Below are 20,388 nucleotides of genomic sequence, written 5' to 3'. Positions count from 1 at the left end.
GTTTATTATTTTGTTTGAGCCGGTTGCTGAGGAGCTTCCTGAGCCGGAGGTGTGGGCTGAGCCGAAGGATCCATGTTCATTTGTGGCATCATCTGTGCCTGAGGAGCAACTTTCGGTGCAGAAAGCCCCGATTGCTTGTCTAAAATTGTTATCAATTCCGGATCTCCCAAGTTAACGAATGATCTGCTTGCAACCTTACCGTTTTTATCTACAACGATAAAGCTTGGCAATTTGAAGCCATATATTCCGTATTTCTTTGCAATATCAGAATTCAAACCGTTTTCCGCGTAAACATTCACTCCCTGAATTCCTTTTAGCAATGCATTGCTTGTTTTTACAAACTGATCTTTTGTATCATCTAAATTTACGAAAACGAAATTCATTTTAGACTTATAGAAATTGGTAACTTCCTTAAGAACAGGAACTGTACCTTCTGCAATGTAAGGATTCCAAGATGCATAAAAAACAAGCATATATGGTTTTCCTTTATTTTCATTTAATTTATAAGCGCTTCCATCTGCTTTTACCAATGAAGCTTCCGGAGCATCGTCACCGATTTTGAACCCGTTGATGGTAAAAAGCAGCTTTTTAAGATCAGCTTTTACACCTGAATCTTTAACATCTTCTTCAACTATTTTTTTGATTCTATCAGTTGTAGTGGGCGGTGTCTGCGGATTAACATCCGACTGAGCAATTACATATGCCAATAAATAATCTTTTGTAATCTGAGAAACATCTTTCTGAGATTTTAAATAATCATTAAATAATTCTGTCGTGGTGACATCTGTTTTTCCCTTGCTTTTTGCTTCAGCAAACTTTTGGAAATCAGGACTCATTTTTGTCAACAAATACTGTCTGTACAACGGACTGATTTTCAGCATTTCTCCTTTGTCTTCCTGAAGTTTATTTTCATAATCAGTAAAGGCTTTACTTAATTTGAATGATGGATCTCCCGATTGTTGTTTGGACATTTCATATCTAACCAAAAGATTAAGGATCGCAGCTTTTGCATCAGTTTTGTTCCATTCCACTACTTCTTTTCCGGGATTGTATTTTTTTACATTTTCATCAATATTTTTATTAATATCAGCTTCGACTTTCTGCATAGCTTTAAGAAAACCATTTTCATTGCCAGTCATCAATCCCTGAATATCAATTCCTTGTCCATAACTAGCTAAAAACTTTTGATTAGCCTGATAGAAATCGTTATCATTTTTAGCATCACCGGTAACTACATATTCGTTTGGAAAAGTAGCCGCACTTCCTGAAATATTAACAGATTGCCCGCCTTTAAGGAAGATTAAGTTTTGTTTTCCGGCATAATTAATAACGTACATTCCGTTTTTAGGAGCTTCGAAAGTTCCTGAAAAGTTTCCGTCTTTATCTATTCCGAAATTGGCAAGCGGTAATGTGGCAACGCCAGAAGCCTCAACAAATTCTATTCTTTCCAGTGGAGAACTTCCCGCTATTTTCCCCTTTACATCGATTTTTTTTGAACAAGACATTACAAATATTGCAATGATAAACAATAAAAGATATTTTTTCATTTTAAATTTTAGAATTGTGCAAAAATACATTATTTAATAATTACTTTTAAAAAGTTTTGTAAATAGTCTATCAATAGATTAAAAAATGTAAAACCATTATAATTATAATGGTTTATCTAATTTAGATATTAATAAATTAATTAACTACAACGACCTGCCAAACCTATAGCAATTGTCGTACATACACCGCAACTTGACATACCCAAGGCAGCTCTACAATCTGCGTGTGAAGAACATATACTTCCACATAAACCATTAGGAGCAAGTTTCCCTCCTGCTAAATTTTTTAAATCCGTTCTTGATAACTTTTTTAAATTTTTCATCTATATTTTTTTAAAATTAATACTTATCAAATATAATATCATTCTTTTACAAGATAGCATCATAAATACTAATTAACAATACTTTAACACTTAGAATATTGTCATAAAAATCGCCTTCATTACGAAGACGATTTTCTTTCTATTTTTTATGATAAGTTCCTCTATTTGCTAAATCAGCCTAATCTTTTTTCTCATCCCGCCGAGGTTTTCAGAATTTGCAAGCATAAGCTTTTATTTTGTTTTTTTTTAATTAATGTTTTTCGGCTTGCATTTTTAATAAAGGTTTTCCTTTCTGTACTATATAGGTAGCGAGTTCAGAAGCTTTTGCAGTCCCGATATTTCTTGCTGAATGATTTTTTCCAGCAGGAATGAAAAGAACTTCACCTGCTTTAAGGACAACGGGCTTTTCTCCTTCAATTACATATTCCAGGACACCCTCTAAAACATTAATAATTTCTTCTCCCGGATGCGAATGCATACCAAAAGCCGTAGCCGGTTCAAAATCAACGCGTACCTGAACAACTTCATATCCGGACGCGCTAAGATCATGCCGTTGAAGATCCGTACGTTTGATGCCAGATTGCTGCGCCGTAGCCATATTTGGGATTAAGAAAATGGCAAATGTTAAAATTGCAATTGCGTTTAAAAAGAAGCTTTTAGGTGTTTTCATATTTCATTTTTTAGATTTAAAATTAATGCTGTACTTATTTTATTATTTCAGAAACTCTTAAAATATTATGTTTAAGAATTGATGAATTTTAATATATCAGCATTGATAATATCCGCATTTATAGTAGGCATGCCGTGTGACAAACCCGGATAAAGGATGAGTTGTCCATTTTGTAAAAGCGCAACAGCTTTTTCCGCTGTAGTTGCATAAGGCACGATCTGATCATCATCTCCGTGAAGTATCAGCACCGGCACTTCAACAGTTTTAAGGTCTTCTGTGAAATCCGTTTCTGAAAATACTTTAATACAATCGTATTGAGCTTTTATTCCACCCATCATTCCCTGTCTCCACCAATTATCCTGAATTCCTTTCTTCACAATGGCATTTTCTCTGTTGTAGCCATAGAAGGGAATGGTAAGGTCATGATAAAACTGCTGTCTATTGTGCAACGTATTGCTACGAATATCATCAAAAACCTCCATCGGAACACCGTTCGGGTTATTCTCATCTTTTATCATGTAAGGAGTAACGGCACTTATCAAAACTACTTTGGCCACGCGGTCTTTGCCGTATTGTGCTGCGTAACGTATCGCCTCGCCTCCGCCGGTTGAATGACCTACATGAATGACATTTTTAAGATCTAAAAATTCGATTAATTCCGATACATCAGCCGCATAAGTATCCATGTCGTTTCCTAAATAAGTTTGAGTTGATCTTCCGTGTCCACGTCTGTCGTGAGCAATTACCCTAAATCCTTTTTCAAGGAAAAACATTATTTGAGCATCCCAATCATCAGACGACAACGGCCATCCATGGTGAAAGAAAATAGGCTGTCCTTTTCCTAAATCTTTAAAATACAACTCTGTTCCGTCTTTTACTGTAAACTTGTTCATCTTTTTTTTATTTAAATTGTTATTGTTATTCGATGATGCAAAGTTGTAGTAATTTCAGATGTGCAACAATGGATGATTTTCTCTTTGCATTGCACTTTTTTCCCTTAAGTTTATTTAATATGTGTTGAATATTATGCTTTATGATTTACATAAAAACAGTTATTCCAAATTCATTATCGTGGAATTAAGTTGGTAAAGTTTAGATTGTTAAGGTTGAAATATGCTTTAGAATTGTTTTCTAAAAGAAAGCGGAGAAGTCCCTGTATTTTTAGTAAAAAAACGGACAAAATAAGCATCATCTTCATAATTTAAGCTATGAGCCACCTCTTTTACCGAAAGATTGGTATGAGCCAATAACCTTTTACCTTCCAGAATAATTCTGTTTTTAATAATGTCATTTGGTGTTTCTTTGCTCAACAGGCTAATCTTTTTACTTAAATTCTTGGGTGTTATAAATAGCATTTCTGCATAATCTGCCACTTTGTGATGCGTTTTATAATTCTCCTCAACCAATTTACTGAATCTTCTCAAAAACTGAACATCAGACTGCTGTTCGGCGACTGACAAATGATGATGATGCTTCCATATTCTGGTTGATTTTAATATGATTAATTTCAACAATATCCGCAGCATTTCTTCGGTAGTTGTATCTTCATTTGTAATTTCAGATTGAATTTCTATAAGGAGATTTTGCACTTGGACAGATTGCGTTTCATTTAAGCTGACAAATGGAACTTCAAAGACGTTATTATACAAAATCCCGTCGCAGGCAACTTCGCGGTCATGTATTTCTACACAATAAAAATCTCTATTAAAATGCAACAGCCGCTCGCCATTATCAATTTCATTTACAGGCTTTACGACAACTCCGGGATTAATGAACAGCAAAGAATCAGCCTCCAAATTAAATTCCTGAAAATCAACGAATATTTGAGACGACTTTGGCAAAAAGAGAATTTTTATATGATCTTTAAATTTCTCCAACACTTTTTCATCACATTCTGTATGCGTAAATGAGAGGCTGCCAAATTTCTTATATGAAAATTCTTTTAACATTTTAAAATTGATTTAATTGTGTAATTGCTGGAGTCTTTTGCTTCATCAACTTCATTTATTCTTCCTAATTTTTTGCATTCAGCAAAATTATATTTAACATTAATTACTCACAAAATTTAAAAAGAGATTATGATTAAAAAGAAGGAATCCTGCTTAATTTCCAAACAAAACAAAACCGCTTCAAAAACTTGAAACGGTCGTGATATTTATAAAAATAATTTTATCCTCTGTCTGCTAAAGCAGCCATATATTCTCTATTCATTCTGGCAATGTTTTCAAGAGAAATGCCTTTTGGACATTCTACTTCGCAAGCACCGGTATTTGAACAGTTTCCGAAACCTTCTTCATCCATCGCTTTCACCATGTTCAAAACTCTACGCTTCGCTTCTACTCTACCTTGCGGCAAAAGAGCATATTGAGAAACTTTAGCTCCGACAAATAGCATTGCAGAACCGTTTTTACATGAGGCCACACAAGCTCCACAAGCGATACAGGCCGCAGCATCCATTGCTTTATCAGCATCTTCTTTAGGAACCGGAATCGCATTGGCGTCTAACGTATTACCTGAAGTATTTACCGAAATAAATCCGCCGGCAGCCATTACTCTGTCAAATGCACTTCTGTCAACAATTAAATCTTTAATTACGGGAAATGCTGCACTTCTCCAAGGTTCAATAACGATGGTTTCACCGTCTTTGAACATTCTCATGTGAAGCTGACACGTTGTGATACCTGTATCCGGACCGTGCGCTCTACCATTGATGTAAAGAGAACACATTCCGCAGATCCCTTCACGACAGTCGTGGTCGAAAGCGATCGGCTCTTTTCCTTCGTTGATTAAGTTTTCATTAAGGATGTCCAGCATTTCCAAGAATGAAGAATCTGTAGAAACATCCGATATTTTATAGGTCTCAAACTGACCTTTAGTTTTATTATTTTTTTGTCTCCAAATTTTCAGCGTAAGATGTAAGCCTTTTTTTGCACTCATAATTTTTTATTTATAGGTTGGAGATTATTTGTAACTTCTAGTTTTAACCTCGATGTTTTCATAAACCAAGTCTTCTTTGTGCAGAACTTCCTGATTGATGTCTCCACCTCTGTATTCCCAAGCAGCAACGTATTTGAAATTTACGTCGTCTCTTTCCGCTTCACCATCCGAAGTTGAATGGTCTTCACGGAAATGCCCGCCACAAGATTCGTTTCTATGCAACGCATCGATTGCCATTAATTGACCTAATTCTAAGAAATCGGCCACTCTGAATGCCTTTTCAAGCTCAGTATTCATTCCGTCTACATCTCCGGGAACTTTTACGTCTTTCCAGAAATCTGCTCTTACTTCTTCCATCTCGCGGATTGCTTCTCTTAAACCTTCAGGAGTTCTTCCCATTCCAACTTTATTCCACATGATATGTCCTAATCTTTTGTGGAAATGGTCAACTGAATGAGTTCCATTATTATTTAAGAAGAAGTTTACTTTATCTTTAATTTCTTTTTCAGCCTCATCAAATGCTCCTGAATTTGTAGGAATTGCACCTGTTCTGATATCTGATGAAAGATAATCTGCGATCGTATAAGGAAGCACAAAATATCCGTCTGCAAGACCCTGCATCAAAGCAGAAGCTCCTAATCTGTTGGCACCGTGATCTGAGAAATTTGCTTCACCAATTACAAAACATCCAGGAATTGTAGACTGAAGATTGTAATCAACCCAAACACCACCCATTGTGTAGTGAACTGCCGGATAAATCTTCATCGGAGTTTTATAAGGATCATCAGCTGTAATCTTTTCGTACATTACGAATAAGTTACCGTATTTTTCCTCAACCCAGCTTTTACCTAAATCGTAAATCTGCTGATCTGTAGGATTATGAATATGTTTTTCAATAGCGGATTCTCTACCTTTTTTCATGATCTCTGTAGAGAAATCCAGGTAAACACCCTCTTTTGTATCATTATTTTCGATTCCGAAACCTGCGTCGCATCTTTCTTTAGCAGCTCTTGACGCAACGTCTCTAGGCACTAAATTCCCAAATGCAGGATATCTTCTTTCCAAATAATAATCTCTGTCTTCTTCTTTAATATTTTCAGGTCTTAATTTACCTTCTCTGATGGCTACAGAATCTTCAATTTTCTTAGGAACCCAGATTCTTCCTGAATTTCTAAGAGATTCGGACATCAAAGTAAGCTTAGACTGCTGCGTTCCGTGAACAGGAATACAAGTCGGGTGAATCTGAACATAACAAGGGTTTGCAAAATACGCTCCTTTCTTATGAATTTTCCATGCTGCAGAAACGTTTGAGCCCATTGCGTTGGTAGAAAGGAAATATACATTTCCGTATCCTCCTGATGCAATTACGACAGCGTGTGCAGAATGTCTTTCGATCTCACCGGTTACAAGATTTCTTGCGATAATCCCTCTTGCTTTTCCGTCTACAATTACCAATTCCATCATTTCATGACGGTTGTACATTTTGATTCTACCTTTACCAATCTGACGGCTCATTGCAGAATATGCACCTAATAATAGCTGCTGACCTGTTTGTCCTTTAGCATAAAAAGTTCTTTTCACCTGAACTCCACCAAACGAACGGTTGTCTAATTGTCCTCCATATTCTCTTCCGAAAGGAACACCTTGCGCAACGCATTGGTCAATAATATTAGCGGAAACCTCAGCTAATCTGTAAACATTACCTTCTCTTGCTCTGTAATCACCACCTTTAATGGTGTCATAAAATAATCTGTATGTAGAGTCACCATCACCCTGATAATTTTTAGCAGCATTGATACCACCCTGAGCTGCAATTGAATGCGCTCTTCTTGGTGAATCCTGATAACAAAAAGCTTTTACATTATAGCCCTGCTCCGCCAAAGTAGCTGCTGCAGAACCTCCTGCTAAACCTGTACCTACAACAATAATATCAATTTTATCACGGTTGTTAGGCGCAACAAGATTCATATGGTCTTTATGATTTTTCCATTTGTCCTTCAGAGGACCTGCCGGAGTTTTTGAATCTAATTTACTCATATTATTATATTGATATTATTGAGTTATATAATGAAAAATTGCAATAAAAATAAAACCTGCCGGAATCAAAACCGAATACCAGTTTCCGAAAGCTCTGATAACCGGTGTATATTTCGGATGTCTTGCTCCTATCGACTGAAAAGAAGACTGGAAACCATGTCCCAAATGCAAGCCCAGCAATACAAAAGAAACAACATACAAAATAACTCTCCAAAGATCAGCGAACTTTGAATGCAGATCTCCCCAGAAGCGTGTTTCTTCAACAGGTAGACCGTTTATGTATTTATAATTCATCTCATGAATCCAGAAGTCGTACATATGTAAAAATATGAAAGCTAAAATTACAGCTCCCGATATCACCATATTTCTCGACATCCATGTAGAGTTAGCAGAACCATTATTCATATTATAACCTACAGGACGTGCTTTTTGGTTTTTAATTTCCAAAATAAATCCCATCACGAAATGGAATATCACTGCAAACATCAGTACGGGCTGCATTACAAATTGGATAAGAGGATTGTACCCCATAAACTGCGAAGCATTATTGTACGCTGTTTCTCCGAAAACCGACAATAAGTTTACAGAAAGGTGCATCACCAGAAAAATCAGCAAAAACATTGCCGATAATGCCATAGCATATTTTCTACCTATCGTAGAACTTGTTAAACCTGCCATATTAAGTTTAAATTTGAATTTCCACAAAATTAGGAAATGTTAACAATACAAGAAACTGAGAAATCTCACAATTAGTCAGTTTGTAATGTTTCTAAATAACATTAAACAATATGATATTACAGGGAATAATCACAATATAATGCGATTACTTTAAATCATAAATTTGATTATTAAAAACAACTTTCTCGGCAGAAGCGGGAAGCGTTTTGATGACAACTTTTTCGATCCGCGCAGACGAAATGTAAGGATTAATAATATACTGCTGAATCTTGTCTTTATCTTTTATATTTCCAATCCAGAAGTAAGCGCTGCTCCCTTTTTTAACAGAAACAATTTTACTTTTCCGATAATGATGAATCACTATTTCTTCTTTATGATTTTCATAAACACCAAAAGAATTTCTGACGATAAAAAACATCAAAACTGCTATTAAAAATTGAGCCAAATTCTTAAAATTCCATTTAATAATAACAAACCGTAAAAGATATAATATTGCGAATAAAACTACAGCTTCTATCCAATTCATCGGAACATTTTCAAAAAAAACAATATCAAAACCCGCAAACCAATGAATCGCAATCAGTAAAATCTGAATCGTGCAATCATAAAGGAGACTTATAATGCCAAAATCTAAATTTAGCCCAACTAATCCGGCCATAATAAAAGAAAAAATAATGATCACTTCCGAAAACGGGACAATGATAAAATTGGCTATAATAGAAATCAATGAAAACTGATGAAAATAATACAAAACCAACGGAATTGTCGCCAACTGAGCAGAAATTGAAATAGAAATAGTATTGTAAACCACTTTTTCAACATAATAATCCTGCTTTGGAAGATATTTTAAAATAGGCTGATTTAACCAGAAAATACCTAAAACCGCCATAAAACTTAATTGAAAACCCACATCAAAAATCTGTTGCGTATCAACCATCAAAATTACAAATGCCGACAACGCCAAAGAATGCAGCAAATCGGGCTTTCTTTGCAGTAAAATAAATATGAAATAAACTGTAAGCATGATACAGGAGCGCACAACAGAATTTCCAAAACCTATAAATAAGGCAAAAATCCAAATGAAAATTAAGCTTAGAATAATGATTGATTTTCTGAATTTTAACGGCAAAATCTTCATCAGAAAAAAATAAAACATCCCGAAAATAACAACAACATGCGTCCCGGAAATTGCAAGAAAATGCACCAAACCCGACCTGTTGAAATCCCGAATAATTTCGGAATCGGTTTCTGTACGATCCGCCAAAATAATTCCTTTTAAAAATTCCTGGCTTTTGGGTGACATTTCGGATTGATTGATTTTCTTTAAAATATTCAATCTTTTTTGCCTGATTTTTTCTTCAAACGACAAGTCATTTCTCAGCACACCGGAAATTTTATCGTTTATATAACATTGATAAAAAATATTTTTCCGATGCAAATACCTCGCATAATCAAACTGAAAATCATGTTCGGGCGATTGAGGTTTTCCGACATAGGCTTTTGCTTTGTAATAATGCTCAAAATCAAGCTCTTCATGATCTTTGGGAATATACAAAACAGCATCGAATACGTTTTTCCCTGCTTGAACAACAGTTTCGTATTTTTTATTTTTCTCGTTAGAATTCAATTTTTTTGAAATCTTAAAAACAATTGTTTCGTTGGGTTGAAAAGAAAAATCAGGCTTAACAGAATCGTTTAAATAATGCAGACAAACTCCTACGCCAAAAAAGAAAAGCGACAAAAAAACTGATCTTAATTTAGATAAAACAAAAGATTTGAAAATTGCAGAAACAACAATTAAAGAACAAAGGAAAATTATACTAAAAATTACATTTTCCCGAAAAGAAAAATAATCCTGAAACAAAATTCCAAGAATAAAACAACTGGCGAGAACAAAAAGCGGCTGGCGATTCAATTTATTTCAACAAAACACCAAATTACAAAATAATTTACAGTAAAAATGAAATAAAAATTAATAAATTAACTGGTAATTCGTAAAATTATATTCGCTGCATTGTCACTTGCTCCTTTTCCGCCAAGCTTTGATTTTAGAACATCATATTCTTGCAAGATCTGATCTCGTTTCGAACCTTTGATAATTAAATTAAGTTCTTCAACAAGATTTTTTGTATTTAATTCACTTTGAATCAATTCCTTAACCACTTCTTTATTCATGATAAGATTTACAAGTGAAATGTATTTTATATGTTTTACAAGTCTTTTGGCAATTGCGTAAGAAATTTTGCTTCCTCGGTAACAAACCACTTCCGGAACGTTAAGCAAAGCGGTTTCGAGCGTTGCAGTTCCCGAAGTTACCAAAGCCGCTTTTGAGCACCTCAGCAAATCGTACGTTTTATTGGATACAAAATGCACATTTTCGTCAACATATTTTTGATAAAAATCTTTTTCAAGACTCGGCGCTCCGGCTATAACAAACTGATAATCTTCAAAATAAGGTCTTACGGAAAGCATAATTTCCAACATTTTTTCAACTTCCTGTTTTCTGGAGCCTGGTAAAAGTGCTATAATTTCTTTTTCGTTTAAGTCATTTTCCTTTTTAAAACCCTCAACGTCAATATTTTCAAGACTTGAAATAGCATCAAGCAACGGATGACCGACAAAGTGAGATTTTACCTGATGCTTTTTATAAAATTCTTCTTCAAAAGGAAGAATTACCATCATTTCGTCAACATATTTTTTGACAATCTCAACCCGTCCTTCCTTCCATGCCCAAAGTTGAGGCGAAATATAATAAACGACCTTAATGCCGAGTTCTTTGGCAAATTTTGCTATTCTTAAATTAAAGCCCGGATAATCAACCAAAATTAATACATCGGGTTTATTATTTTTAATATCTGTTTTGCAGAATTTAATATTATTTAAAATGGTTCTTAAATTCATTGCAACTTCAAGAAAACCCATAAAAGCAAGTTCACGGTAATGTTTTACCAAAGTTCCGCCTTGTTTTTCCATGAGATCTCCACCCCAAAACCTGAAATCGGCGTTGGGATCTTTCTTTTTTAAAGCTTTCATTAAATTACTTCCGTGCAAATCTCCGGAAGCTTCACCTGCAATGATGTAATATTTCATGAACGATAATTGATAAACGATGAATGATTTTATCTATTGAAACAACAGTCTCAAACATCAAAATTCAAATTATAATTGAGTAAATTTGCTTCAAAGATAATGATAAAAAATGTCAGAAGAATTTGAAATAAAAAATAAAGTAGCATCAAGCGGTTTGGTCAATTTTGATCTTACCGATCTTGTTCCGAAGGGTGCCAGAAAAGGAATCGACCTGAAAGATTTCCTTTTTGAAGGAATCATTTTAAAAGAAAAAGATTTCAGGGAAAAAGTAGCAGCACTCAATCCTGAAGAATTTCAGGGTGATTATGTTTATATTTATAATTCTGCCGATTCAATTGTTCCGCTTTGGGCCTATTTTTTAATTACAGCAAAATTGACTGATGTTACTAAAAAAATAATTTTCGGAAGCAAAGAAGATCTCGAAGTTATATTGATGCATAATGCAATCCAGACGCATGATTTTGATGAATTGAAAGGCAAAAGAGTTTTGGTAAAAGGCTGTTCCGATAAAGAAATCCCGGAAAATGCTTACATTGAATTGGTAGAACAGCTGAAGCCGATTGTAAAATCTCTGATGTTTGGAGAAGCTTGTTCGAATGTCCCAATTTTTAAAAATTAAAACAAAAACTTACAAATACAAAAGGAGTTTTTTAAGCTAATTCATTTTTTGTGTAATAATTTTCAATAACTTTGAGGTACTAACCAAATATTTAACACAAAATGAATTTAATTGACCTACTTACAGGAAACACAGGAAATCAGGTTGCGGAAAAGGCTGAAAGCAAATTCGGGATCAGTAAAAATCAAATTATTGCACTTTTGGCTGTAGCTGCGCCACTTGTTATTTCTTATCTCAGAAACAAATCGCAGGATGAAAAAGAGGCTGAAGCTCTGAATAATGCTTTAGATAAAGATCACGACGGAAGCATTCTGGATGACACTTCTCAAATTGAATCGAGACAAAACGAAGGAGGTTCTATACTTTCACACATTTTTGGAAATGATAAAAACGTTGTAGAAAACAAATTATCACAAAATACGGGAATTTCTATTGACAAAATAGGACCTATTTTAGCGATGCTTGCTCCTGTAATCATGGGTTATATTGGCAAAGAAAAACAGCAGAATAATGTCGGAGCCGGAGGTTTAGGAGATTTATTGGGTGGAATTTTAGGCGGTGCACAAAATCAGGCTCAACAGCAGCAGTCTAATCCTTTAAACGATATTTTAGGAAGTGTTTTAGGCGGCGGACAATCACAATCTTCGGGCAATCCTTTGAATGATATTTTAGGAAGCGTTTTAAACGGCGGCGGCCAGCAGCAGAAACAACAAGGTGGTCTTGGTGATCTTCTGGGCGGCATTTTTGGAAAATAATTTAAATAAAATAAAAAGACCGAAACTATTTTCGGTCTTTTTTTGTCTAATTTTTTGCTTTTTCAGCAACAGGATGAGATTTTGAAGATTTTCTTGGTCTTCTTTTACCATAACTTCCGTTAGTGATTTTTCCTCTCCTTGATTTTTTGTCTCCCTTTCCCATAGTAAATTATTTTTTGGTTAATGACGAAGTTAAGATTTACTGATTAAAAATCAAAGCATTACCGTTAAAATTTTATATTTAATTCATCAAACCTTTACTTTTTTCCATTTTCCTTTTTTAAATAAAATAAAAGCGACGATTGTAATAACTGTTTCTGCAACCGGTATTGAAATAAATACGCCTTTCGGTCCCATCTCTAAATATTTTGAAAGAAAATAAGCCAAAGGAATCTGAAACATCCAAAAACCGAAAAAATTCAACCAGGTTGGTGTCCAGGTATCGCCCGCACCATTGAAAGCGTTGATGGTAACCATTCCGATTCCGTAAAAAACAAAACCAATGCTCATAATGTGAAGTGCATTTTTAGCAAAACTTTTTATGCTTTCATCTTCAGTAAAAAAGCCCACTAAAAAATCGCCTAAAAGAAAAAATATAAGACTTACACAAAGCATAAAAATCACGTTGTATTTTACTGTTTTCATTACAGATTGTTCGGCACGGATCATTTCACCGGCGCCCATATTCTGGCCTACTAAAGTAGAAGCTGCATTACTCAAACCCCAGGCTGGAAGCATAAAAAACATCATCAATCGAAGTGCGGTCTGATATCCGGCAGAAGCATCTTCACTCCCCGTTGTCGCTACAAGTTGAGCCAGAAAGATCCAGCTGCAGGATGCAATCACAAATTGGAAAATTCCGGGTGTTGCAATTTTTACGATAGCTTTTATTCGCTTGAAATCAGGTTTGAAATAACTTAATTTTATCCTGATATCTGTATTGGCCACCAAAAGATAATATAATTGATACAAAACTCCAATACTTCTGCCGATTGTGGTGGCGATTGCAGCCCCCGTTAAACCCATTGCAGGAACGGGACCAAAACCTTTTATTAAAACCGGACAGAGAATAATATTGGCGATATTGGCGATCCAAAGACTTTTCATAGCAATTGCAGCATTTCCGGCTCCTCTGAAAATTCCGTTAATTAAAAATAAAAGCATGATAATAATACTGCTTCCCATCATGATTCTTGTAAAATCTTTCCCGTAAGCTGCTGCATCCGGTTTAGAACCCATCAAGATCAGGATTTCTTCAGCATAAATTACTCCCAACAAACTTAAAACAGAAGTTATTATCAACGAAACAGCAATAGCCTGCGCAGCACTTCTTGAAGCCTGTTCGGGATTTTTTTCACCTATTCTTCTTGCCACGACAGCCGTAGCAGCCATACTCATTCCAATCGCAATTGAATAAATAATGGTAAGAACAGATTCCGTCAAACCAACAGTTTGTATAGCAAAACTGCTTTCTTTAAGATGGCCTACAAAATATAAATCTACCAATGCAAATACAGATTCCATCGCCATTTCCAGCATCATGGGAATCGCTAAAAGAAGCACAGCACTTCTTATGTTGATTTTGGTATAATCTATATTTTCTCCGCCTAATGCTTTTTTCAGGAAATCAATATATTTGGTCATAATCATTTATCTGTGCCAAAAGTATAACTTCAGAAAAGATAAATAATTATCATATGAAAAGTTTTACAAAAAATTTAGATTAATTTTATTTGTAGATTCTTAGGAAATCAGCTATTAATAGAAAACGGATTAAATTCTTTAAATAAAGTCCAGCATTCATCAATCTTTGTAAAATGATGACCTTTTTCTTTATTGATTTTTGCGATTTGATACATATAATCCCAATGTGTGGTAATTTCTTTTACAGCTGAAAAATACGATCTTTTAGGATCATAAATAAAAGTGGGCTCCGAAGCAGCGCCATTGAGTTCGATAATTTTAAAATTCTCACCATTTTCCAACTCTTCCCACGAATTAAATTTCACATCAAACCTTCCGTAATAAAATCCTTCAATATGAGAACAAACATCATTAAATACTTCTTCTAACTGATTTGATATTTTATGCGAACTATCAAAAAAAGTAGCGCCTCTTGCATGGTTTCCGATACTGCTTAAAAGTATTTTTTCATTTGGTTTAGGAATATACTTTTCATCAAAATCACTGTTAAGAAAAATATTCGGATAAAAGTGGTGATACCTGAAATTGTATTTTACCAGCTCACCCAAATTTTGTTTACCGTCGCCGAAAACCTCAACACCTTTTTTCTCAACAATTCCGCTGATAAAACCTGTTTTATTATTTGGGAATCTGATATAAAAAACACCTATTTCATTATGAAAATTAATATATTCTTCCAATAAAAGATCTTCATTATCAAAGTTTTGCAGGTAATTTTCCAATTGATTTTGGCTTTTGATCAATTCTACATTTCTTCCTCTGCAGCCGCTATTTGGTTTTAAAATAACAGGAAAATTCAGATTATTTTGAGCAATAATATTTAAAGCATCATTTATATCTGTTTTTTTATGCAGAAAAAAAGATTTTGCCCTGAATTTTTGAGGAATAAGCTGATTGACAAAGTTTTTATTTTCTAAAGTCATTCCGCCATGTGGAATTGCTGGATTTACCGCTTTAAAAAAACCGAAAGACCTGGATTTTAAACTAATCCAAAAATAATAAAAGATGCAGGGAAAATAGATTGCCCACATTGGCCAATATTCCCAATGTGTAATTCTGTGCCATTTGTATTTGAGCTTAAACCAAAGTTCTTTTTCCAATTTTCTTGATCTGTTTTGTGTTTACAATCAAATCATTGTAACAAAATTCTATATCCTGATTTGTGATAATAAGTTGTGTAATGCTTACCGTGATAAACTTTTCTTTTATAATTTCTTCAATATTGGGTTCTTTTTCTATCTGATGATTTTTATGGAATTTTAAAATTTCATCTGCATTGATATTTTCTTTTTTTTGAAAATTTTCAAATATATTTTTTCTTTCATTTACAATTTGGTCATTATAAAGCGTTTTGGAAGACAATAAATGGTTTTCATCTTTATTCAAAACAATTTCATGTTTATCTTTTCCATCCCAAAGCAATCTGAACAGTTTTTTTTGAGAAAATACAAGCAGTTGAAAAGGTTCAATTTCGAAAAGGTTATAATATCGGAATTCATCCAGAATATTTTTGCTTTTGGCTAAATCTAAAAGAATAATTCCTCTGCTTTTCCTGTAAGAAGATTTGTTTTCGTGCTTTTGAAAAGCTCCGTTTAAAAGAATAGCGACATCTCCATTTTCATCTGCTACAAACCAGGTTCCGGTGGCTTTTTTATCTTTTGGGAAATACAAGACGTTGTTTTCCAGCGCAAAAATTTCCGGAAAGACAGCCTTTTTTCGATCTTTTTTTTCATCTCTGCTTGACGTGAAAATCAGAGAATTACCGGTATTAAAAAAACTTACTGTGCACATTCCAAACGAAATTTTATTGTAGACGGAGCAACCCCGAAATCATGCGGAATATTTTTCCATTCAAATTCTTTCAAAGCAACTTTTATTAAAGCCTGATGATGAATCCCATGCTCAAAACAGTATAACATTTCCCTGAAATAAGTGGTTTTAAGATGTTCTAATTCTCCGTTATGATTTGAAACCACACACAAAAGTTCCTTATCTTGTTTTTTGATTTCAGAAATAATTTTATTGATCATATTTTGCATTTCCTGTACATTCTCTTCCAGATATTGATTCCTTTCTCTGTGGTCAAACGAAAATTTACCTTCAGAATATCCTGCAAGCAGCACATCATAAATTTCAAGAATATGACGAATATGTTTTCCAATTGTGCTTCCAAAAAGGTAATGACTCTTTCGGCTATATAATTCGTCTGACATTCCGTTTAAAACGCCAGCCATATCTTTCAGATTTTTTTCTATATCGTTTATCATTTAGACGGTAATATCTTTAAGGATTGATAAAAAGGCTTTTTTTGAAAATTTTAAACTGCAAAAACAACACCATAAAGTATCGCAAAAACATGAAGATATGCAAAAATTATTTACTGAAAGTTGATATTTACGAGTTTTTTTTCAAACGTCACTGCTTATCTATTCTTTATTTATAAATGTATAAACATTGTTTTTAAAAAATTTATATAAATTCGTATGAAAATATTATAATGTTCACATTAAAATCTTAATTTTGAAGTTTATTGAATTTTAATTTATATTGCTTTATATACAAAAGAAAAATTATGAAAAGAATAATTACTACAACCTTTATTTTCGGAATATTCGTTTTTTCAAATATTTTATTTGCACAAGAAGTTTCTAAAGAACAGAGAAGAGTTTTCCAAACAGATAACTTAGAGGCCTTCAAAAAAGTTTTTAAGAAAGATGATTTAAATAAATGTCTTTCTATGAAAGAAAATTCTTACGACCTTCTTGCATTAAGCGTAAAATTTGAAAAGAAAAATATCTTTAATTTTATGCTGGCAAATAGCACAGACATCAACCGCGTTTGCAACAATCAATCTCCATTGATGGTTGCGGCCAGATACGGTAAACTGGACATGGCAAAATCTTTACTCAAAAAAGGAGCAAATAAATCATTGAAAAACGCAAACGGCGAAACTGCAAAAGATATAGCCGTTAAAAACCAAAAATCTGATCTTGCAGCAATTCTGTAATAAAAAGATTTCAGATACATTTAAACTTCTTTCGGGAAGTTTTTTTTGTTTTTAAACCCCTCAAAAATCTTATCTTTGCAAACGAAAATTCAAGGCTCAAGACATTGAACCTTAAATATAGAACTTTAAACAAATAATTATGTTTCGATCGCACACCAACGGAGAATTGTCTCTCAAAAATCTTAATGAAGAAGTTACACTTTCAGGATGGGTACAAACCATTCGTGATAAAGGATTTATGATTTGGATAGATCTTCGAGATCGTTACGGGATTACTCAGTTGGTTTTCGACCAAGACCGTTCTTCAGCGGAATTGATGGAAAATGCTAAAAAACTGGGACGTGAATTTGTAATTCAGGTGACAGGAAAAGTCATCGAAAGAGTAAGCAAAAACCCCAATATTCCAACAGGAGAAATTGAAATTTTAGTTGAAAAATTAGGAGTTCTTAATGAATCTCAGCTTCCGCCTTTCACGATTGAAGATGAAACGGACGGTGGTGAAGAATTGAGAATGAAATACCGTTACCTGGATATAAGAAGAGCTCCGGTAAGAGATAAATTAATCTTCCGTCACAAAATGGCGCAGAAAGTGAGAAATTATCTTTCAGACGAAGGATTTATCGAGGTTGAAACTCCGGTTTTAATCAAATCTACTCCGGAAGGAGCAAGAGACTTCGTTGTACCAAGCAGAATGAATCCGGGCCAGTTTTATGCATTACCACAGTCTCCGCAGACTTTCAAACAATTGTTGATGGTAGGTGGAATGGATAAATATTTCCAGATCGTAAAATGTTTCCGTGATGAAGATTTAAGAGCAGACAGACAGCCGGAATTTACACAAATCGACTGTGAAATGGCTTTCGTAGATCAGGAAGATGTGATGAATGTTTTTGAAGGAATGACGAAAACATTGATAAAAGATATCACAGGTCAGGAATTCGGAGCTTTTCCAAGAATGACTTTCGCTGATGCGATGCAGAAATATGGAAACGACAAACCGGATATCCGTTTCGGAATGGAATTCGTGGAGTTGAATGACTTAGTAAAAGGAAAAGATTTCAAAATATTTGACGACGCAGAATTGATTGTCGGAATTAATGTTGAAGGTTGTGCAGATTACACAAGAAAGCAAATCGACGAGCTTGTTGATTGGGTTAAAAGACCTCAAATCGGAGCTTCAGGAATGGTTTGGGTTAAATTCCAGAATGATGGTGTGAAAATTTCTTCTGTAAATAAATTTTACAACGAGGAAGATTTAGCGAAAATCATCGAGAAATTCGGAGCGAAAGAAGGCGATTTAATGTTGATCCTTTCCGGAAACGAGCACAAAGTAAGAACTCAGCTTTCTGCTTTAAGAATGGAACTTGGAAACCGTTTAGGATTAAGAAAAGGAGATGTTTTCGCACCACTTTGGGTTGTTGATTTCCCGTTATTGGAATTTGACGAAGAAAGCGGGCGTTACCACGCAATGCACCACCCTTTCACCTCTCCAAAACCGGAAGACATCCATTTATTGGAAACTGATCCCGGAAAAGCAAGAGCCAACGCTTACGATATGGTTCTTAACGGTAACGAAATCGGCGGAGGTTCAATCAGAATCTTCGATAAAGATCTTCAATCAAGAATGTTTGATTTATTAGGGTTCTCGAAAGAAGAAGCAGAAGCTCAGTTTGGATTCTTAATGAATGCCTTTAAATACGGAGCTCCGCCTCACGGTGGTTTGGCTTTCGGATTTGACCGTTTGGTAGCAATTCTTGACGGAAACGAAGTAATCAGAGATTATATCGCTTTTCCTAAAAATAATTCAGGGCGTGATGTAATGATCGATGCACCAGCTGCAATTGCTGATGAACAGCTCGATGAACTGGAATTGAAATTGAATTTAAAAGCATAAATTAGAAGCGGGGATTTTTTCTCCGCTTTTTTGTTAAGTACAATTCCATAAGTGAGAAGTGGGTTTGAGTTCTCTTTCATGTTCAACTCCTAAGAACTTTTGTAAATATGCAAATCTCTTTGCGGAAACGGGATTTCAATTCCTGCATTATCAAGTGCTCTTTTGCAATTAATGATTAGCTCTTCATTCATTGTCCAGAAATTTTCCAAAGAAGTCGTTGCTCTTATCGATAAATTTATAGCACTATCGCCCAATTCCGTTACTACAACTTGAGGCGCAGGCTCATCAAATGCGTACTCGTTATTTCTAATTACTTTTAAAAGAATGTCTTTCGCTTCATTAAGATTTGCATTATAAGAAACACCGATATTAAACCATGTCCGTCGTGTGCCCAAATGAGTGTAGTTTGTAATGCTGTTATTTGAAACATCACCGTTGGGAATTATAACCATTTGATTTTGTGGGGTAATAAGCCTTGTGTGAAAAATATCAATCATATGTACCGTTCCGGATTCTCCGGATTTTACTTCAATATAATCACCTACTTTGAAAGGTTTGAGCAGTAAAATTAAAATTCCTCCGGCAAAATTAGCCAACGAACCCTGCAAAGCTAAACCAATAGCCAAACCTGCAGCACCAATAATTGCCACAAAAGCGGATGTCTGTACGCCAAGCTGCGTAACCACAATGATGAAAAGCAAAATATTAAAAACCCAAGTAATAACATTTAGCATAAACTTTTGCAAAGAAATTTCTACATCTTTCTTTATGAACGCTTTTTTGATCAGCTTTTTCAGCAAGCTTATAATCCATCTTCCAATTATAAATATAAGAATGGCCGAAATTAAAGCTGTAATAATTCTCGGTGCCATGGCGACAGCCGACGTTATAAAATTTTCCCAATTGTCTTGTACATTTCTTAGATTTAAATCTTTCATTAAAAAAATCTTTAGTATTATTAAAATTCGAATTGCAGATAATTTTCAACATTACTAAAAATAAACGTCGTCGAAAATTTGGCTATTAAAAAGAAGACTGACTTCTTTCAGAAATAGAAAAAACAAAGGTAGTAAATTTTGAAAAACTGAAAGATGATCGCTAATCCAGATATATTAGGCGAACAATTA

At 34.4% G+C, this 20,388-nt stretch carries 20 protein-coding genes; 4 read left to right on the top strand and 16 right to left on the bottom strand.

Annotated features, from left to right (window positions below; all coding sequences use genetic code 11):
• Positions 1–5 precede the first annotated feature (5 nt).
• From AC6CHK_RS13890 to lpxB, 10 genes are all read right to left on the bottom strand, one after another.
• Entirely contained in the window at positions 6–1,547 is a 1,542-nt protein-coding gene (locus AC6CHK_RS13890) for a TlpA family protein disulfide reductase (RefSeq protein WP_498097137.1), read from the bottom strand.
• Between the two features lie 140 nt (positions 1,548–1,687).
• Positions 1,688–1,870: a bacteriocin-like protein gene (locus AC6CHK_RS13885; protein WP_498097135.1), complete on the bottom strand. Its 183-nt coding sequence runs from the start codon at positions 1,868–1,870 to the stop codon at positions 1,688–1,690.
• 250 nt (positions 1,871–2,120) lie between these two features.
• Positions 2,121–2,540: a cupin domain-containing protein gene (locus tag AC6CHK_RS13880; protein WP_498097133.1), complete on the bottom strand. Its 420-nt coding sequence runs from the start codon at positions 2,538–2,540 to the stop codon at positions 2,121–2,123.
• Positions 2,541–2,611: 71 nt separating this feature from the next.
• The gene (locus AC6CHK_RS13875) at positions 2,612–3,433 is read right to left on the bottom strand and encodes an alpha/beta fold hydrolase (protein WP_498097131.1); all 822 of its coding nucleotides are present in this window, start codon (positions 3,431–3,433) and stop codon (positions 2,612–2,614) included.
• A gap of 225 nt (positions 3,434–3,658) precedes the next feature.
• Entirely contained in the window at positions 3,659–4,489 is an 831-nt protein-coding gene (locus AC6CHK_RS13870; protein WP_498097129.1) for a helix-turn-helix domain-containing protein, read from the bottom strand.
• Between the two features lie 220 nt (positions 4,490–4,709).
• Positions 4,710–5,477 carry a succinate dehydrogenase/fumarate reductase iron-sulfur subunit gene (locus tag AC6CHK_RS13865; protein ID WP_498097127.1) on the bottom strand — a complete coding sequence of 256 codons (768 nt, stop codon included), beginning with the start codon at positions 5,475–5,477 and terminating at the stop codon, positions 4,710–4,712.
• 24 nt (positions 5,478–5,501) lie between these two features.
• On the bottom strand, positions 5,502–7,514 hold the full coding sequence (locus tag AC6CHK_RS13860) for a fumarate reductase/succinate dehydrogenase flavoprotein subunit (protein ID WP_498097125.1): 2,013 nt from the start codon (positions 7,512–7,514) through the stop codon (positions 5,502–5,504).
• Positions 7,515–7,529: 15 nt separating this feature from the next.
• A complete protein-coding gene (locus tag AC6CHK_RS13855; RefSeq protein ID WP_498097123.1) occupies positions 7,530–8,192 on the bottom strand; it encodes a succinate dehydrogenase cytochrome b subunit in 663 nt (220 codons plus the stop codon).
• Between the two features lie 145 nt (positions 8,193–8,337).
• A complete protein-coding gene (locus tag AC6CHK_RS13850; protein WP_498097121.1) occupies positions 8,338–10,056 on the bottom strand; it encodes a ComEC/Rec2 family competence protein in 1,719 nt (572 codons plus the stop codon).
• A gap of 116 nt (positions 10,057–10,172) precedes the next feature.
• On the bottom strand, positions 10,173–11,282 hold the full coding sequence (lpxB, locus tag AC6CHK_RS13845) for a lipid-A-disaccharide synthase (RefSeq protein ID WP_498097119.1): 1,110 nt from the start codon (positions 11,280–11,282) through the stop codon (positions 10,173–10,175).
• A gap of 109 nt (positions 11,283–11,391) precedes the next feature.
• On the opposite strand from lpxB, the gene AC6CHK_RS13840 reads away from it, so the two are divergent.
• Positions 11,392–11,901, top strand: a complete 510-nt coding sequence (locus tag AC6CHK_RS13840; protein WP_498097117.1) for a DUF2480 family protein — start codon at positions 11,392–11,394, stop codon at positions 11,899–11,901.
• Between the two features lie 101 nt (positions 11,902–12,002).
• Positions 12,003–12,656 (top strand): DUF937 domain-containing protein, encoded by a 654-nt coding sequence (locus AC6CHK_RS13835; RefSeq protein ID WP_498097115.1) that lies wholly within the window; start codon positions 12,003–12,005, stop codon positions 12,654–12,656.
• A 46-nt stretch (positions 12,657–12,702) separates the two neighbouring features.
• Here AC6CHK_RS13835 and AC6CHK_RS13830 read toward each other — a convergent pair whose 3' ends face one another.
• The 5 genes from AC6CHK_RS13830 to AC6CHK_RS13810 form a co-directional block, all read right to left on the bottom strand.
• Positions 12,703–12,819, bottom strand: coding sequence for a 30S ribosomal protein THX (locus AC6CHK_RS13830; RefSeq protein ID WP_498097113.1), 117 nt, complete (start codon positions 12,817–12,819; stop codon positions 12,703–12,705).
• An 86-nt stretch (positions 12,820–12,905) separates the two neighbouring features.
• Positions 12,906–14,300: an MATE family efflux transporter gene (locus tag AC6CHK_RS13825; protein WP_498097111.1), complete on the bottom strand. Its 1,395-nt coding sequence runs from the start codon at positions 14,298–14,300 to the stop codon at positions 12,906–12,908.
• A 107-nt stretch (positions 14,301–14,407) separates the two neighbouring features.
• Positions 14,408–15,460: an ATP-grasp domain-containing protein gene (locus tag AC6CHK_RS13820; protein WP_498097109.1), complete on the bottom strand. Its 1,053-nt coding sequence runs from the start codon at positions 15,458–15,460 to the stop codon at positions 14,408–14,410.
• Positions 15,438–16,151 carry an NRDE family protein gene (locus AC6CHK_RS13815; protein ID WP_498097107.1) on the bottom strand — a complete coding sequence of 238 codons (714 nt, stop codon included), beginning with the start codon at positions 16,149–16,151 and terminating at the stop codon, positions 15,438–15,440. The genes AC6CHK_RS13820 and AC6CHK_RS13815 overlap by 23 nt, the downstream gene beginning before the upstream one ends.
• Complete coding sequence (locus AC6CHK_RS13810; RefSeq protein WP_498097105.1) at positions 16,139–16,627, bottom strand: DinB family protein; 489 nt, start codon at positions 16,625–16,627, stop codon at positions 16,139–16,141. Before AC6CHK_RS13810 ends, AC6CHK_RS13815 begins: the two co-directional genes overlap by 13 nt.
• Positions 16,628–16,932: 305 nt before the next feature.
• Here AC6CHK_RS13810 and AC6CHK_RS13805 point away from each other — a divergent pair, with 305 nt between their 5' ends.
• The gene (locus AC6CHK_RS13805) at positions 16,933–17,367 is read left to right on the top strand and encodes an ankyrin repeat domain-containing protein (RefSeq protein ID WP_498097103.1); all 435 of its coding nucleotides are present in this window, start codon (positions 16,933–16,935) and stop codon (positions 17,365–17,367) included.
• 139 nt (positions 17,368–17,506) lie between these two features.
• Positions 17,507–19,261, top strand: coding sequence for an aspartate--tRNA ligase (gene aspS, locus AC6CHK_RS13800; RefSeq protein ID WP_498097101.1), 1,755 nt, complete (start codon positions 17,507–17,509; stop codon positions 19,259–19,261).
• 89 nt (positions 19,262–19,350) lie between these two features.
• Here the strand turns inward: aspS and AC6CHK_RS13795 are convergent, their stop codons facing one another.
• Entirely contained in the window at positions 19,351–20,199 is an 849-nt protein-coding gene (locus AC6CHK_RS13795) for a mechanosensitive ion channel family protein (RefSeq protein ID WP_498097099.1), read from the bottom strand.
• Positions 20,200–20,388: the final 189 nt, after the last annotated feature.

It is taken from the genome of Chryseobacterium sp. GQ58 (genome assembly GCF_059758895.1).
This window is presented reverse-complemented; position numbering and strand designations above follow the sequence as displayed.